14 protein-coding genes are annotated in these 15,777 nt (G+C 67.6%); 7 read left to right on the top strand and 7 right to left on the bottom strand.

The genetic code is table 11. From position 1 onward, the window contains the following. The first annotated feature begins 87 nt into the window (after positions 1 to 87). Positions 88 to 546, top strand: a complete 459-nt coding sequence (locus BLS56_RS17540) for a MarR family winged helix-turn-helix transcriptional regulator (protein ID WP_228771724.1) — start codon at positions 88 to 90, stop codon at positions 544 to 546. 167 nt (positions 547 to 713) lie between these two features. Continuing rightward, positions 714 to 1,175 carry a MarR family winged helix-turn-helix transcriptional regulator gene (locus tag BLS56_RS17535; RefSeq protein WP_175482896.1) on the top strand — a complete coding sequence of 154 codons (462 nt, stop codon included), beginning with the start codon at positions 714 to 716 and terminating at the stop codon, positions 1,173 to 1,175. A gap of 6 nt (positions 1,176 to 1,181) precedes the next feature. Here the strand turns inward: BLS56_RS17535 and BLS56_RS17530 are convergent, their stop codons facing one another. Next, positions 1,182 to 2,573 carry a phenylacetate--CoA ligase family protein gene (locus BLS56_RS17530; RefSeq protein ID WP_091451889.1) on the bottom strand — a complete coding sequence of 464 codons (1,392 nt, stop codon included), beginning with the start codon at positions 2,571 to 2,573 and terminating at the stop codon, positions 1,182 to 1,184. Positions 2,574 to 2,584: 11 nt separating this feature from the next. Then, on the bottom strand, positions 2,585 to 4,006 hold the full coding sequence (locus tag BLS56_RS17525; protein WP_228771723.1) for an MFS transporter: 1,422 nt from the start codon (positions 4,004 to 4,006) through the stop codon (positions 2,585 to 2,587). A gap of 222 nt (positions 4,007 to 4,228) precedes the next feature. Here BLS56_RS17525 and BLS56_RS17520 point away from each other — a divergent pair, with 222 nt between their 5' ends. From BLS56_RS17520 to BLS56_RS17505, 4 genes are all read left to right on the top strand, one after another. After that, positions 4,229 to 5,248, top strand: a complete 1,020-nt coding sequence (locus tag BLS56_RS17520) for a ketoacyl-ACP synthase III family protein (RefSeq protein ID WP_091452427.1) — start codon at positions 4,229 to 4,231, stop codon at positions 5,246 to 5,248. Between the two features lie 151 nt (positions 5,249 to 5,399). Continuing rightward, positions 5,400 to 6,611, top strand: a complete 1,212-nt coding sequence (locus BLS56_RS17515) for a cytochrome P450 (RefSeq protein ID WP_091452425.1) — start codon at positions 5,400 to 5,402, stop codon at positions 6,609 to 6,611. A 295-nt stretch (positions 6,612 to 6,906) separates the two neighbouring features. Next, complete coding sequence (locus BLS56_RS17510; protein ID WP_091451885.1) at positions 6,907 to 8,277, top strand: MFS transporter; 1,371 nt, start codon at positions 6,907 to 6,909, stop codon at positions 8,275 to 8,277. 297 nt (positions 8,278 to 8,574) lie between these two features. Then, positions 8,575 to 9,357 (top strand): helix-turn-helix domain-containing protein, encoded by a 783-nt coding sequence (locus tag BLS56_RS17505; RefSeq protein ID WP_091451882.1) that lies wholly within the window; start codon positions 8,575 to 8,577, stop codon positions 9,355 to 9,357. Positions 9,358 to 9,580: 223 nt separating this feature from the next. Here the strand turns inward: BLS56_RS17505 and BLS56_RS30695 are convergent, their stop codons facing one another. Beyond that, positions 9,581 to 9,922 carry a hypothetical protein gene (locus tag BLS56_RS30695; protein ID WP_139190783.1) on the bottom strand — a complete coding sequence of 114 codons (342 nt, stop codon included), beginning with the start codon at positions 9,920 to 9,922 and terminating at the stop codon, positions 9,581 to 9,583. 448 nt (positions 9,923 to 10,370) lie between these two features. Next, positions 10,371 to 10,631, bottom strand: coding sequence for a hypothetical protein (locus tag BLS56_RS30690; protein WP_139190781.1), 261 nt, complete (start codon positions 10,629 to 10,631; stop codon positions 10,371 to 10,373). Positions 10,632 to 11,053: 422 nt separating this feature from the next. Between BLS56_RS30690 and BLS56_RS17500 the strand changes: the two genes are divergently transcribed. Next, positions 11,054 to 11,998 carry a helix-turn-helix domain-containing protein gene (locus BLS56_RS17500; RefSeq protein ID WP_175482895.1) on the top strand — a complete coding sequence of 315 codons (945 nt, stop codon included), beginning with the start codon at positions 11,054 to 11,056 and terminating at the stop codon, positions 11,996 to 11,998. A 702-nt stretch (positions 11,999 to 12,700) separates the two neighbouring features. Here BLS56_RS17500 and BLS56_RS17495 read toward each other — a convergent pair. From BLS56_RS17495 to BLS56_RS17485, 3 genes are all read right to left on the bottom strand, one after another. Further along, on the bottom strand, positions 12,701 to 13,537 hold the full coding sequence (locus tag BLS56_RS17495; protein ID WP_091452422.1) for a phage major capsid protein: 837 nt from the start codon (positions 13,535 to 13,537) through the stop codon (positions 12,701 to 12,703). 213 nt (positions 13,538 to 13,750) lie between these two features. Then, complete coding sequence (locus BLS56_RS17490) at positions 13,751 to 14,275, bottom strand: hypothetical protein (RefSeq protein ID WP_091451877.1); 525 nt, start codon at positions 14,273 to 14,275, stop codon at positions 13,751 to 13,753. Positions 14,276 to 14,661: 386 nt separating this feature from the next. After that, the gene (locus BLS56_RS17485; RefSeq protein WP_228771722.1) at positions 14,662 to 15,705 is read right to left on the bottom strand and encodes an AAA family ATPase; all 1,044 of its coding nucleotides are present in this window, start codon (positions 15,703 to 15,705) and stop codon (positions 14,662 to 14,664) included. Between the last annotated feature and the right edge of the window lie 72 nt (positions 15,706 to 15,777).

Below are 15,777 nucleotides of genomic sequence, written 5' to 3'. Positions count from 1 at the left end.
GGTTCAACGCAGTCGACTTGCCGTCGCTCGTTTGTCATGCCACGGCAGCGGGCATATCATGGTTCGATTGCACCACAGGAGGCTGACTTGACTACACGTTCTGGCATGGCAGGCCTGGAGGCGGAGATCGCCCGGCGCCCCGGCCATGTGATCAAGCGCGCCGAGCAGGCCCTCATGTCGGCCAAGAGCGCCGCCCTCCGCCCGTTCGAGCTGACCGTCCCGCAGTACAGCGGCCTGCTCGTGCTGTCCTACCTGCCCGGCGCGTCGGGCGCGCAACTCGCCCGCATCTGCGCGGTCACCCCGCAGACGATGGCGACCGTGCTGGCCAACCTCGAAGCCAAGGGGCTGATCACCCGCAGCCCGTCGAGCGTGCACCAGAAGGTGTTCGTCACCAAGCTCACCCGCGCGGGCAGCGCGCTGCTCAAGCGCGCGGACGTCAAGGCGCACGCGGTCGAGGAGCGGCTCTCCGCGGAGTTCACCGACGACGAGCGCCGAACGCTCACCGAACTGCTGGAACGCGCGATCAAGGTCTTGGTGGACGAGTAAACCGCGCCAGACACGGGCAACCGGCCGCACCCCAGCAGGGTGCGGCCGGTTTCGTTACCGGCGGCCATCTGTATACGAGTACTGATACCTGCGAGACCTCTGCTACTATTTGCGCGATCTCGCCCGGGCCAGGATCGCCATGGCCGCCTGACGCACTAGGGGGACACGTGCCAGCCGGATTCCCCAGCCGAGACCAGCAGGTGGGCATCCACGAGATCGCCGCGACGATCCGCGGCGCCGACCACGCCCTGTCCGGCGCGACCGCGGAACTGCTGCGCGAGACCAACCTCACCGTGCGCCAGTACACCACCCTGCTCGTCCTGGCCGATTCGCCCGATCTGTCCGGTGCGCACCTCGCCCGGCTCTGCCTGGTCACCCCGCAGAGCATGGCCGCGATCCTGGCGAAGCTCGCCGCCCGCAACCTGGTCGAGCGCAGCCCGTCGCAGGTGCACGAGCGGGTTCTGCTGACAAAGCTGAGCGGCGATGGCTGGGCGCTGCTGCGCAAGGCCGAGCTGCTGACCAAGTCCGCCGACGAGCGGCTGGCCGCGGCCCTGCGCCCCAGCGAGCGCCGCCAACTCCGGGACTATCTGCGCCGCGTCGTCACCGCCTTCGACGAAACCGAAGCGTGAGTCAGCTCACCGTCCCTTTGGAAGGAACACAAAGGACTTGATTTTGCCGGAGACCGGGTTGCGCGGAATGCGGTCCACCGCGGCGATGCCGACCACCGGACCCGGGTGGCCCGCCTCCCGCATGGCGGCCACCAGCGCCGCCCGGATCGGGGCGAGATCGCACGGTTCGCGCAGCTCCACGGTGATGTCCGCGCCGTCCGCGGTCTGGCGCACCTGGTACTGGGCGATCCGGGAGTCCCACAGCGGCGTCCAGAACACGTACGGGTGCACGTAAACGCCGTCCGGGTACTCGAACACGTCGTCGTGGCGGCCGGACACCGGAGCGATCCGGCGGCCCGTCCACGGCCCCGGGTTGGGCTCGTCCAGGAACAGCACCTCGTCGGCGATCTCGTAGCGGATCAGCGGGAACACCTTGTTGATCACGTTGGTCACCAGCAGTTTCGCCGCGGGCACGCCCGGCGGGACCGGGGCGTGCTCGGCGTCGACCGGCTCGTAGACGGCCAAGTCCTCCCCCAGGTGCAGCTCCGGGCGGCCGGGCATGGAACTGGCCAGCATCCAGGTCTCCGAGGTGCCGTAGAAGTCGACCACCGGGGCGCCGAACGCGGTCTCGATCGTCTCGCGCATGTGCGGCAACAGCGGCTCCGCGCCGCCCAGCATCACCTCGGGCTTGATGTCGAGCCGCCCCTCCTGCTGCTCAAGCGCCAGCCGCCACAGAATCGACGGGTACGCCAGGATCTGGTTGGGCTGAAAGGCGTTCAGCGCGTCGACGATGTCGTTGAGCGGCAGCGTGACCGGCACCTTGCAGCTCGCGTCGCCGGTGTCGAAGGTGGCCCGGATGGCGTCGGACATGTGCGAGGCGTGCGCGGCGCCGACGAACGCGCCGCGCGGCGGGGACAGGTCGAGGTTCTTGACCACCCACGGCATCAGCCGCCACGAGCCGAGGCCCGCCTCAAGCCAGCCGTCGAAGTCCCACGGGAACAGTCCGGTGAGGCCGGAGGAGCCGCCGGTCGTGACGATGTGGAACTCGTCGAACAGGTACTCGGGGCCGTGCTCGGTGACCTTGTCCAGATGCGCCTGCGCCACCTTGATGGTGAGCCGCTTGTCGGTGACGATCTCGTCCCAGTTGGCCATCACGTCGGCCTTGTTCATCGTGGGCAGGTGCCGGATGTCGTCCCCGGTGAGGCCTTCCACCTCGACGTCGGCGAGCCGTTCCCGGTGCCAGGGCGAGTTTTCCTTGGCGTGGCGCACCAGCGCGCGCAGCCGCTCGTCGCGCAACTCGTGCAGCTTCTCCAGCGGCCAGGTCAGCTTCTCGGCCTCCGCGCTCATCCGCGACAGCACCGCCCGCAGATGCGGCTGCCGTGCCTCGTCGTAGACTTTCGCCGCGTGGATTTCCGTCATGGGGTGCGACCTCACTTGTCAGTTGCGGTGGACGGATGGGGCAGCCGCCGCGCCAGCGCGGCGAGAACGAGGCCGAGCGCGACCATGCCGACCAGGCTCGCCGCCAGCGCGCCCGGGTAGCCCCCGCTCAGGGAGCCGTAGAAGACGATGCCGACCAGCGCGACGCCGACCGCGCTGCCGACCTGCACGGCGGTGTTGAGCACCCCAGACGCCGCGCCCGCGCGCCGGGCGGGCACCGCGGCGATGGTGAGCGCGGTCAGCTGGCTCATCACCATGCCCATGCCCAGCCCGCAGGCCAGCAGCGCCGGGAGCAGGGCCAGCACGCCCGCGGTCGCGGTGAGCGCCAGCGCGGCCCACCCCGCGGCCAGCACGAGGGCGCCCAGCACGACGAGCCTCGACCCGATGCGGGCGAAGATCGCCGGGCCGCACAGGGTCATCGCGAAGAAGCCCGCGCCGATGACGGTGTAGAGCAGGCCGGACTCCACCGGGCTCAGACCTAGACCGTCCTGTAGGTACACCGCGAGCACGAGCAGGAAAGCGCCCATGGCGGCGTAGAACAGGGTCGTGATGACGGCGCCGAAAGTGAAAGCGTTGTCCCGGAACAGATTTACGTCGACCAACGGTGTGCCGCCAAGCGCGGTCAGCCGCCGCTGTCGCGCCACGCACAACGCGAGCAGCGCCGCCGCGAGAGCCAGGCTCACCCACGACCAGACAGGCCAGCCGCGCTCACGGCCCTCGACCAACGGCAGGACCAAGGCGACCAGGCCCAGCGCGACCAGGACCGCGCCGCGGCCGTCGAGCCGGGTCGACCCGCCCGAGCGGGACTCCGGCACCGCGCGCGGGGTCATCGCCAGCGCGGCGACGCCGATCGGAAGGTTGACCAGGAAACACAGCCGCCAGCCGAGACCGCCCGCGTCCGCCGCGATCAGCAAACCGCCGATCAGCTGGCCGAACACCGCGGCGACGCCCTTGCTCAGGCCCGCGATCGCGAACACCCTGGCCCGGCGTGCGCCGGTGAAACCGGTGCCGAGAATGGCCAGGACCTGCGGGGCCATCAGGCCCGCGGCCAGTCCCTGCGCGACCCGGGCGAGGACAAGCAGCGGCGCCGTCGGCGCGAGGCCGCAGGCGACCGAGGCGGCGGTGAACAGGCCGAGGCCGAGCGCGAACAGCCGTCTGCGGCCGTGGATGTCGCCGAGCCTGCCCCAGGTGATCAAGCCCGCCGCGTAGGCCAGGCCGTAGCCGACGACGACGAACTGGACCTGCGCGTGGCCCGCGCCGAGATCGCGCTGGATCGAGGGAATCGCCACATTGGCGACGAAGAAGTCGAGCGTGACCATGAAATCACAGGAAAGCAGCACCAACAGCATTCCCCAGCGGGCTGGAGAAGCGGGCGCCGAAACGGTTTCGGACACCGGTTCCGCGTGCGTCGCCACGGCGTCCGCCTCCCTGCTCAGGCCCTGTGGTGCGCGCAGTCAACCGGCGCGCCCTGACACCGGCCTGACGGTGCTCTGACGGCGTACGCGGTATTGCCGAACAGCGGCGCATCACCGTCAGCGCGCGGTCAAGGCGCTATCAGCGGCGGCATTGACATTGTGCGCGAACGGACCAAACCCAACCCCCAAGCCGGATTCTCGACCGAGCGAGAGGTGATGACCGTGCGCTGCACGAAAGATATCTTCGTCGCGAGCACCGCGACCGCGCTGCCGCCCGCCGTCGACGTGGCCGACGCGGAGGCGGCCGGTCTCGTGGACGACCCGCACACCGGCTTGGGCTACGACTCGATCGCCGTCGCCGACGGCGTCGCGGGCCCGGAAATGGCGGTCGCGGCAGGCCGGGTCGCGGTCGCGCGGTCGGGCATCGCCGCCGCGGAGTACGAACTGCTGCTGCACAGCAGTCTGTGGTTCCAGGGCCTGGACATGTGGGGCACCGCGAGCTACGTCGCGAACGAGACCGTTGGCGCGCAGGCGGTGTCGATGGACTTGCAGCAGCGCTCGTGCGGTGGCATGGCCGCATTCCACATGGCCACCGCGTATCTGGAAAGCGGGTTCGGGACCACGGCCCTGCTCACCACCGGCGACGCCTTCGCCGCGCCCGCGTTCGACCGGTGGAACTCGCAGATGTACACGCTTTTCGGCGACGGCGGCACCGCCATCGCCCTGTCCACCCGCGGCGGCGTCGCCCGGGTGCTCGCCACCGCCGCGCACGCGGACAACTCGCTGGAGGGCTTCGGCCGCGGCGGCGAGCCGTTCCGGTTCGCCCCGGGCGCGGAGGCGCCGGTTCCGGTGCTGCGCAGGCTTTTGCGGCATTCGCGGACCCCGGCGGCCGCGGGCGGCTGGGAGCGGATCGAGGCGGCGATGCTCAAGACCCGCGACCAGGTGCTCAGTGACGCGGGCGTCGACCAAGACCGGATCGCCCGCGCGGTCCTGCCGTTCATCCACCGCGGCGGCGGACAGGCGGAGAATTACCACGCGCTGGGTTTCACCGAGGCGCAGTCGGTGTGGGAGTTCGGCCGCGCGGTGGGCCATCTCGGCGCGGGCGACCAGTTCGCGGGCCTGGACTTCCTGCTCGCGCGCGGCGACGTGGCCGTCGGCGATCTCGTGTTGGTCTTCGGCGTCGGGGTTGGCTTCAATTTCGCCGCCGCCGTGCTGGAAATCGTGACTTCCCCGGGCTGGTGACCACGGGTCAGCGGCGCGTCATTCGGACGCCGCGTTTGGAGTATCTTGATAAGTAGCAGAACACTGATACCGTAGCGAAACCTGTGACAGCACCCGAGCGACAGACCGGGAACGCTTGACCTGAAACAACTACGGAAGCAAAGTGGTGACCATGACCGTCACGGCGGAACCCTCTCTCGCGACTCTCTTCGACCCGGCCAACCGCCCGGACCCGTACCCGGTCCTGGCGAGCCTGCGCGCCACGCCGCGCGCGGAGCTCGGCGGCGCGCTGGTCGTGGTCGGCGACTACCGCAACTGCGCCGCTGTGCTGCGCGACCCCGCGGTGAGCAGCGACCGGCGGCGCTCCCTGCTCGGCGCGACCTTCGGCGACACCCCCGACGAGGTGCCCGCCGACTCGTTCCTGTCGATGGACGCCCCCGACCACACCCGGCTGCGCGGCCTGGTGTCGCGGGCGTTCACCCCGCGCGTCGTCGCCGGGCTGGAGCCGAGGGTGCGCGCGATCGTGCGCGAGCAGTTGGACAAGGCGGGCGAGGCCAACGCCATCGAGGTCGTCTCCCAGCTCGCGGCCGTGCTGCCGGTGGCGATCATCAACGAGCTGCTGGGCGTGCCCGCCCGCGACCACGACATCCTGCAGGACTGGTCGCACCGGCTGGTGCGCGGCCTCGACCCGGCCACCGACATGGGCGACCCGGTGGTGATCGCCGACATCGAGCTCGCCAAGGAAGGTTTTCGGCTCTACTTCGCCGATCTGGTCGCGTTCCGCCGCGAACGCCCCGGCGACGACCTGCTCTCGCGCCTGGTCCAGCTGGAGGGCGAGGCGCTTTCCGAAGCCGAGCTGCTGGCCACCTGCGCGCTGCTGCTCGTCGGCGGCTACGAGTCGACCGCGAACCTCATCGCCAACGGCGTGCTCGCCCTGCTGCGCCACCCCGACCAGCTCCAGGCGCTGCGCGAGCACCCAGACCTCGCCAACGCCGCGGTCGACGAGGTGCTGCGCTACGACACCCCGGCCCAGATGGTCACCCGCGTGGCCCGCCGCGACATGGACATCGACGGGGTGCCCGTCCCCGCCGACGGCGTGATCATGCTGCTGCTCGCCGCAGCCAACCGCGACCCGGCCGCGTTCGCCGACCCCGACCGCTTCGACCTGCGCCGCACCGGAAACCACCACCTCGCCTTCGCCGCGGGCCCGCACTTCTGCGTCGGCGCCGGACTGGCCCGGCTGGAAGCCTCGATCGCGCTGGCCGAGTTCGCCCGCCGGGTCGAGTCCCCCGAGCTGGACGAGGGCCTGCTGACGTACCGTCCGCACGTCAACCTGCGCGGCCCGGAGCGGATGTTCGTCCGCTTCGCCGGTATCACCGAGTAAACGGGGAAACCACGACCCACAGCGCCGACCCGGACGCGGCGCCAACGCCGCCGCTCGACGGCCTCGGGCCGCTCGGCGGCGACGTGGACACCGAGCCGGTTCCCGACACCCTGTGCTGCCCGGAACTCATGCCCCGCTGGTGATCCACCCAGGTCAATCCGGTGTCAGCCACCGATCAGACCACCCGGACACACTTGGCCTCCCTGGACACCTGAACGCCACGGAGAGGCCAGGTCTGGCTTGCCCCGCCGCGGCCCCGCGCTTCTCCGCTCCCCGGGCCGAACGGAGACAAGTGATGTCGGAAACCCTTGCCCCACCCCGAGACGGGGCCACGACCATCGGTGACCGGATGGAACGGCTGCCGGTCGGCAGAACCCACCGGCACCTGACCCTCGTGGTCGGCATCGGGCTGTTCTTCGACTTCTTCGACAGCAACCTGTCGGGCACGATCGCCAAGGTGCTGCAGGCGGACTTCGCCTTCGGCGGCACCGAACTCAAGCTGGTGCTGGCGTCCGCGTTCGTCGGCCAGTTCGTCGGCTCGATCGTGCTCGGCAGGTTCGCCGACCGCTACGGCAGGCGCGCCGTGTTCATGCTGAATCTGGGCGTCTACTCGTTCTTCACCCTGCTGGGCGCGTTCTCCCCCAACGCGTTGTGGCTCATCGCCACCCGCTTCCTCGCGGGCGTCGGCATCGGCGCCGAAAACGCCCTGTCCGACAGCTACTTGGCCGAAATGCTCCCCGCGAACAAGCGCGGCCGCTACCTGGCCTGGGCCTACACGGCCGGTTTCTGCGGCGTGCCTGCTGTCGGTTTCGCCGCCCTGTGGCTGGCCCCGCAGACCGTCATGGGCGTCGACGGCTGGCGCGTCCTGTTCGTCCTGGGCGCTTTGGGCTCCGCGGTCGTGTGGGTGCTGCGCCGCGAACTCATCGAATCCCCCCGCTGGCTGTCGGTCCAGGGCCGCGACGCCGAGGCCGACGCCCTGGTCCGCCGCATGGAAGCCGAAGCAGGCGTCCCCAGCCCCGTCCACACCCCCACCGCCGTTGTCCCCCAGAGCAAGCGTCCCGGCATCGGCGCGCTCCTGGCCCGGGAGTACCGCAAGCGGACCCTGGTGCTGTGGACGTTCAGCGTCCTGTCGGTGACCGCGTACTACGGCTTCGGCACCCTGGCGCCGCAGGTGATGGCCGCCAAGGGCTATGGGATCGTGGCGAGCCTGGGCTACGTGGCGATCTCGTTCATCGGCTACCCGATCGGCTCCCTGCTGTCGGTGCCCCTGATGGACCGCTTTGAACGCAAAACCCTCCTGGCCGCGTCGGCGACGACGATGGCCGCTTTCGGTTTGGGCTTCGGTTACGCGGCCTCGGTCCCCATGCTGGTCGCTTGCGGTATCGGCTACACGTTGGTGAGCAACGTCTTCGCCAACGCGTCGCATGTTTATCTGGGTGAGCAGTATCCGACGCAGATCCGCACTACGGCGGCGGGGATGGCGTACTCGTTCTCACGGTTGAGCGCTGCCGCCATTCCGTTCGTTCTCCTGCCTGTTCTCGCGGGCCATGGTCCGGGTGCCTTGTTCACTGTCATCACGGTGTGCACCGCGGCGATGGTGACTGTTCTGTTGGCCCTTGGGGATCGCACTACCGGTGTGGAAGTGGAGCAGTACGTGAAGTCCTGACTCGGGTGGCCGCCTTCGGGTTCGCTTGGAGGTGGCCTTTCGGAAGCTGCTGCGAGGGCTGGGTTTGGTGGTCTACTCGATGGGGTGGAGTGGTTTGCTGCTCCACCCCATCGAGCGCCTGGCAGGGCCGGGTGCGGCTTGGTGTGTGGTTGTGTTGCCGCTCGGTTCCATCCCGTGCCTGACGGGGTCGGCTCGGCTGGTTGGAGGGTGGGGTTGCTCTGCTCCATCCCATCGAGCAAGGCGCGAGAGCCAGCCCAGGGCGCAGCTCAAGGCATACCAGGGAAGTAGCCTGCACCAATGGAGACCGCAGGAGTGGGGCCGCTGGTGCGGCAGTGGCGGGAACGACGCCGCATGAGCCAGCTCGATCTCGCGTTGGCCGCGGACAGCTCGGCGCGGCACCTGAGTTTTGTGGAGAACGGGCGGAGCAAGCCCAGTCAGGCGATGGTCATCAAGCTGGCTGAGCAGCTGGATGTTCCGGTTCGTCACCGCAACGCGCTGCTGTTGGCCGCTGGGTACGCGCCCGTGTACTCCGAGCTGCCGTTGGACTCGCCCGAGATGTCGACCGTCCGGGCGGGGATCGAACGTCTGCTCGACGCCTACAGTCCTTTTCCCGCACTGGTGTTCGACGGAGCCTACGAGGTGGTGGCCGCCAACGAAGGGGTGCGGCGCGTCATGCTGGCCGGGGTCGCGGAGCACCTGTTGGCTGCGCCGCTCAACCTGCTCCGCGTCGGGCTGCATCCTGAGGGGTTGGCGCGGCGGGTGGTGGATTTCCCCGCGTGGCGGGAGCATCTGCTCGACCGGGTGGAGCGGCAGCTCGCGAACCGGCCGTCGGAGGCTCTGCGCGACCTGTATGACGAGGTGAACGCGTACCCGCTGGTTCCCGGCCTGCCCGGGGAAGGCCCGGGGCCGACAGTGGCGGTGGCACTGCCGTTCCAGTTGGAGTTCGAGGGCTCCATCCTGTCGTTCGTCACCACGGCGACCACGTTCAACACCCCGTTGGACGTCACCGTCTCCGAGTTGGCCATCGAGACCTTCCTCCCCGCCGACCAGGTGACCGCAGACCGGCTCCGGACGCCGTGAAGGCCGCCTTCTGGGAAACCAGGTCTTGGCTGGTCGCCGTAGTTCATCTGTGCAGGTCACAGCCTTGGTGAACGTTGGTGATCCGGGCTAGACGGTGGTGAACTGCAACCGCTACTGCAACCAGGAAAGCAGGAGGGCACCCGGCCGAACGGCCGGGTGCCCTTCCTGTTCGTCAGTCGAGCTGGGATGCTCGCTGGCTGGTGTGTCTCAAACAGCGGTCGGCTTAGCCCTGTCGCTTCTCCCAGCCCAACAGGGTCAACTCGGCTGCCGACGCCACCAGACCGATGCTGTCATTGGCTGCGAGGCTCTCAAGCACGGGCAGTGCTTCGTCTTCATATCCAACGTGAAGCAAGTAAATTGCTGCCGCGCACCGGACTTCTACAGGTTCAGCCTCAGCGAGTAGCGGCACAAGGACATTGTGAGTTTGGCCAGCGGATTCCCAATCGCGTGCGATCTCATCCGCGATGCTTGTATGGGCGTCGGCTTCCTTGTTGTTGCCGACTTCGATACACCGCCAATGCTGTAGTACCGCATTTCGGAACCGATACAAACCGGCTTCACTCACTTACTTGCCTCCATATCCGAGTCAGTGACCGCACTCCGAAATTGTACTGCCGTTCCCATGTTACCCCGTTCAGCTCATCCCGCCAGGGTGCGCCAGTTCCGGGCGCTTTACTGGAGTAGAACGCGGATATCTTCCTGTGGATCTTTGTTGGAACCCACACGAGGTTATCGGTTGTGTTGATCCTTTCCTCTGTGAACTCACTGCGGCCGGGTTTGCCGCCCCTGGCACCCTGACATCTCTCGACAATGTGGTGTAACTCGTGTCCCTCGCGCCGCCCGAGAGCGCGTTTTGCGGCACTGAACGAGTGGAAGGAACGAATAGTCCCTTCTTCCTCCGCGACCGTCTTGTAAGGACGTGTTGTCGTTGTTGCCGACTTTACGGGCTGGGCGTCCTCCTTGGCCGGTTCGGACGATACCGGCGCGTGGGCACTGCCGCTGCCCCCCGATTTTCAAGCGCCACGCATTACCGCTATCGCGGCGGCCTCCAGTTGCTGCCGCAGTTCCACAAGGCGTCCCACATTGGTGTCGACTTCGGATTTGACCGCAAGTGCAAGCTGGGTGAGTTCCTGCCCCACGGTTCCGCCTGCCTGTTGGATTGCCGCAACCACCGTTGATGAAATCTGGTCACTCGCCGCCGCAAGATGCTCTACCGGCACGGCTTGGCTTGCCGCATTGAGAGCGCCTGCCGCTTGTTCGATATGCCCTGACATTGAGAACACTCCTTGCTGTTGATCGGTTCGCCCCAGATAGCGGCGTCCGGGTTCGTGACAGTTGCGGATCAAGCAATTTTGAGTATGGGCCGGGAAGTCGTTTCGCCGCCGCGACCGCGATGCCCCCAATGAATCCGAACGTATGGTCGCACTAGGGCCACGCCGTTTCGATCCAAAGACCAGAGCAGCGGCAGATAGACCCCGACGGTAACTATCACAGTGTCTTGATCGGCGGTATCACGCGTAGAGTGCGCCCACGTCCGGCGCTTATCAAGCCGTGGCTTGCGCGTTCGAGGTCGCCTATCCCCCACTGTTGACAACGGAGTCCTTCCTGTCGCTTGAGTCCCGCAACGAGTAGCATCGTGGTTGCGGTCAGTGACTGGGAAGGGTGTGCGCGTCTACATGCGTCTACAAGGGGGCCGGTGGTGAACAACCTGGGAGCACTGCTACGCGCGGCGCGTGAGGCCGCTGGCGTCAGCTTGTCCGCGCTTGCGGGGAGGACCCACTATTCCAAGCCCTTGCTTGGGATGTTGGAGACTGGGAAGCGCGCGGTTCGACCGGAACATGTCCGGGCCTACGAACAAGCGCTAGGTATTGATGTGGAACGGCTTGCGGCGACGGCCATAGCGCCCCATCGTGTCGATCGGGGAAGCTTGGCGGACACGGCAACCATTCTCGGCGCGACAAGGCGTCTGGAAGATGCCACCAGCGCAAGCGCGGTTCTGCCTGCCGTCCAAGGGCTTGCTCAGTTCGGTGTCGCGCTCACGCTGAGCGCAGGTTCCGACCTCAGTCAGCAGACAGCCGCACTCGCCAGCGAGATCAACCAGTATCGAGGGTCGTTGGAGCTTGCCACGGGCAACATGACAGCAGCCGACAAAAGCCTGAATGACGCGATATCCCTTGCCGCTGAGTCGAACAGTCCCGACCGCCTCGTGCACGGCTTGAGTTTCAAGGCTTACGCGGCACTCATCAATGGCCGTACCACCGACGCGGCCACCTTGGCAGATCGTTCCTTGGCCGTTCAGGGAGTTCATCCGCTGCTCAGGGTTTATGATCTGTACCAGCGCGCGAGGATTCTCGCCGCTGCCAAGGAATCACTTGCCGCTCAACACGCGCTGATCGTCGCAGATCGAGCTGCCGAAGCCGCCAGCGATGAGGAACCGCCGGAGTCTGGCTACTGGTACACAGAAGGTCTGTGGGGTCTACATCGGGGACGCGTTCTGTGGTTGACAGGGCAACAAAAACAGGGGGCGCGAGAAGTCTTGGCCGGACTGGCCGCTATGCCCGACGAACACCGGGAAGCCGAGTGGGCAACGACTTGGGTTCGCACCGTCTTGGGCGACAACTACGCGACGGAGGAATGGTAGAGACAGCGTCACGAAGCCGGAGACGCACATTTCGCGTCCTCGGGCCGACCTGCGTGTTTGCCCCGATGGGACGTCAGTAGTCAGCCAGTCGGCAGAGCGCGGGTCGGTCCGGAAGCTGCGTTTTCGAGCAGCCGGGCTGACCTGCGTGTTTGTTCGTTCGGTTCATTCGGATCATGTGGTGAGCTGAATGGGTGTGTGCGGGTGCTCGATAGTGACGCTCACGGATGCCGCCGTGGTGACTGGGTTTCCGGGCGTGGCTGGTCGGGTGTCTGCGGTGGTGTGTGGTGGTGTGGTGGGGTTCGGTGGGGCGGGTCGGAAACTTGGCGGGGCACGGGTGGGCCTCACCGGCTTGTGCCTGGCCGTGTTGCTGAGGGGTCACCCCCCTGGGGGTAGCGCGCGGTGGTGTGACGTGGGTCAAATGCGCCATATGGCGGATTTGAACGGCTGATCTCCCAACCGTGAAAAGGTGCGCCATATGGCGCACCTTTTGAGATCTTGGCCGCGTGTCGTCGGGTCCGCCGTCAGGCGGGTCTGAATCGTGTAAGCCAGCCCGTCCGACCGTGAAAAGATGTGCCATCGGGCACACCTTTTCAGGGAGGGTAGGTGTCCGCCTGGTCGGGTCGCTAAATCCGCCGTCGGGCGGATTTAGCGGTCTGTGTCCCGGTCGCGTGAAAAGCTTCGCCGTCGGGCGAAGCTTTTCGGTCAGGTGCCGATCTTGATGCGGATGATGGCGGTCTGGTGGGGGAAGCCGAAGCCGACGCGCATGGTGGCGCGGAGGGCCACGCGGTCGCTGGTGAAGTAGGCGGAGTGGTCTACGGCCAGCTCTACCGCTTCGCGGCGGACGAGGTGGACGCGGTCGCGGGGGATGCCCCAGACGGTTCCTTGGGTCACGGCGGGGGAGACGAGCAGAGGGACCCCTTGGAGCCTGCGGACGGTGGGGGCGGCCGGGTCGACTCCGAGTAGCGGCCGGTTGGAGGTGGTGTGTTCTTTGAGCTTGGACAGGGCGAGCGCGTCCGTGGGGTTCGCGGCGAACCCGGTGAGGATCGCGCCGACTTGTTCGGCTTTGCTGATCGCTTCGGCGAACGGGTCGAGGTTGGCCCATGTCGCGCCCGCTGCGACGGTGGTCACTGCGGTGAGGCTGTCCAGTCCGGACGGTGCGGGTTCGGCGAGTTTGCCGAAGAACGCCTCATCAACACGGCGGGCTATGTCGCGGGCGAGTCCTTGGCCGACGATGTTCGCGGCGGCCGGGTTCGAGTCGTTGGCGAGTTCTCGGGTGATGACGGACAGACCGGCCACTTTGGATGGTCGGACGGGGATCTGGTCGAGCACCGCGTCCGTGGGGTTGATCTCCTGGCCTTCGGCGACCCACGCGGCCACGGGGTCGGTGGCCACGATGGGGATGTAGAAGACGTTGCTGGTGGTGGTGTCCTCTGTGGCGATCTGGAAGGCCACGGACGCGGCCTGAACGGGCCGGATGACGAGTTGGGCGAACGAGGGTGGCAGGATGCCGCCCACGCCCGCGCTTGCGGTGGTGAGCACGAGTGGAAGCCCCAATTGGGTGGGAGGGATAGGGGATTCCCGTTCGGCTCCTGGCCGGTGGACGGGTAGCCCTCCTGGGGCTTAGGTCTCGTCGGATGTGGACATACGGGCACCCGGCCCGCCAGTCCCTCCGATGGGAGCATTCTAGCGTGCCGGGTGCCTGTTTTCTATTGTGCCGCAACGGTTTACGTGTTCACCACGGTTCGTGGTGGATCAACTTTTCAGGGCCTGCGCCCATGTCGGGACACTGTGGGTGCGTCCGGCCCCTTGCGACGGGTCGGGCTGGGGCCTGCGTCGGGCGGCCATGCTGGGGCGTTGGTCGAGGATTCCTCGGAGCACGTCGTCCACTTTGGCGGTGTCGATCACACCGGTGTCGGTGACGAGTTCGGACAGTTCGGCACCGAACCGCCACACGTCGGCCGCGACGTCCAGCCTGGTCGCGGCGATCCTCTCGACTTCGGCGCGTTGCAGCCCTTCCACGACTCCGGCGAGTTGGTCGCGTTCGGTCTCGGCGGCGCGCAACTGCCGACGGTACTTCGCGGCTTCCGCGTTCCCCCGCCCGGTTCCGGTGGTGGTGTCCGGTCCGGTGTCGGTCTCTTGTGGAGCGTCGATCTCGGGCGGCGCCACAGCGGAATCGGTGTCCATCTGGGATGGTCCGGTGCCGGTGCCGGTGCCGGTGCCGGTGGCGGTGGCGTGGGCGGTCGGGTCGGGGTCACTGAACGGTGGTGTCTCGGTCATGGCGTTCCTCGCTCTCGTGTGGTCGGGTAGTGGCCATCGGGCAGTGGCGCGAGTCCGGAGCGTCTGCGGAGTTCCGCGAGCATCCAACAGGCGGGGCAGAACGAGGGGTTCCCGGTGTCCGGCCACCGGGGCGCACTCGCGCCACAGCCGCCCCGGCAGGGCGCGAACTGCTTTGTCGTGTCGGTCATCCCAGGTCCTCTCAGGATTCGGGCCGGGAGAGTGGAGTCATCGGATGATGACTCCACTTAGGATCTTGGTGTTCGGATCAATCGGGATCACTGCTGTGAGGGCCATTGGCAATGAGCTGATTGGCCTGAATGAGGCTGTGGTGATCCGAACGCGACGGTGCCCATTGGGATCACGTCGGTTCATTCGGCTCAATCGGATCAGGGTTTCGGGTCCTGGGACGGTTGAGCCGGATGTGATCCGGACGGGCCGGGGGGAGGGTCGAGCGACCACACCGCGCCTTGGCCGAACCCGCGTCGGGTGCTGGTCACACCGACGCGCTTACGGGCGCGTTTGAGGGTGGCTTCGGCGATGCCGTCGGCGCGGGCGGCTTTGATCACGTCCCCGGCCTGCGCGGTGCCGTGGTGCTCGATCAGGTAGTCCCGTAGCCAGGTGGCCGCGTCGTCGCGCTCGAACCGGGCGTCGGGGTCGGTGTCGGTCTCGGCGAGGATGTCGGCGACGCTGCGGGTGGTCTCCCCCAACATCACCAACCGCCCGACCTCTGCCGGTCCGTCCTCAGTGGACACGGAAGCCGCGTCGATGCGGTAGCGCAAGGAAGGGACGTCGAGGCTGCCCAAATTGTTCTTGGCTTGGGAGATCACGCAGGCCCGGTCCGGGTCGTCCTCGTCACGGGCGACCGCGAGGACCGCCCGCGCGACAGCGGAGAACGCGCGGCTTCCGGTGATCAGGGTCAGCGGGTCGGCACTGACCGACTTGTTGAAGTGCGCCAACCCCACGATGGCACATCCGGTGTCGTCTGCCATCCGCACCAACGGTTCCAGCGCGATCCGAAGTTCCCGGTCTCGGTGGGTGTCGATAGTGGACGCGATCACCGACAACAACGGGTCGAGCACGACCAGGCCCGCCCCCAACCGCGTGATTTCCGCGCCCAACTCCTCGCAGTCGCGGGGCAGGCTCATACCGGTCACCATGCCGCCGGTCACCACATCGGCCCGGTATACCAGGTCCAGGTCCGCGCCCGAAGCGGACAGTCGCGGCGCGACAGTGTGCGCCCACGAGTCCTCCGACGCCGCGTAGACCACCGAGCGGGACTGCCCGTTGAACACGCCCGGCAGCATCCCCCGCGTCACCTGCGCCGTCAGCCAACACGCGAACTGACTTTTGCCGATCCCCTCCCTACCGGGAATCAACGTCAACGCCCCGGCCGGGACCCGCCCGTCCCAGAGCCAGCGGACTGCGCGCATCGGAACCTTGGACACCTCCGTCAGCCGGACCCGGCGACCACCGACCGCCCCGTCGTCCACAACAGACAAGTT

The organism is Actinokineospora iranica, from assembly GCF_900101685.1.
GTDB classification, from domain to species: Bacteria; Actinomycetota; Actinomycetes; order Mycobacteriales; family Pseudonocardiaceae; genus Actinokineospora; species Actinokineospora iranica.
The sequence above is the reverse complement of the archived record's forward strand: the minus strand, read 5'-3'. Positions and strand labels throughout refer to the sequence as shown.

Bases quoted from the DNA above. Each gene is read 5' to 3' on its own strand.
- BLS56_RS17505 (WP_091451882.1), top strand. From the start codon at position 8,575: ATGGAGACCGCAGGAGTGGGGCCGCTGGTGCGGCAGTGGCGGGAACGA.
- BLS56_RS17485 (WP_228771722.1), bottom strand. From the start codon at position 15,705: ATGCGCGCAGTCCGCTGGCTCTGGGACGGGCGGGTCCCGGCCGGGGCG.
- BLS56_RS30690 (WP_139190781.1), bottom strand. From the start codon at position 10,631: ATGTCAGGGCATATCGAACAAGCGGCAGGCGCTCTCAATGCGGCAAGC.
- BLS56_RS17510 (WP_091451885.1), top strand. From the start codon at position 6,907: ATGTCGGAAACCCTTGCCCCACCCCGAGACGGGGCCACGACCATCGGT.
- BLS56_RS17530 (WP_091451889.1), bottom strand. From the start codon at position 2,573: ATGACGGAAATCCACGCGGCGAAAGTCTACGACGAGGCACGGCAGCCG.
- BLS56_RS17490 (WP_091451877.1), bottom strand. From the start codon at position 14,275: ATGACCGAGACACCACCGTTCAGTGACCCCGACCCGACCGCCCACGCC.
- BLS56_RS17515 (WP_091452425.1), top strand. From the start codon at position 5,400: ATGACCGTCACGGCGGAACCCTCTCTCGCGACTCTCTTCGACCCGGCC.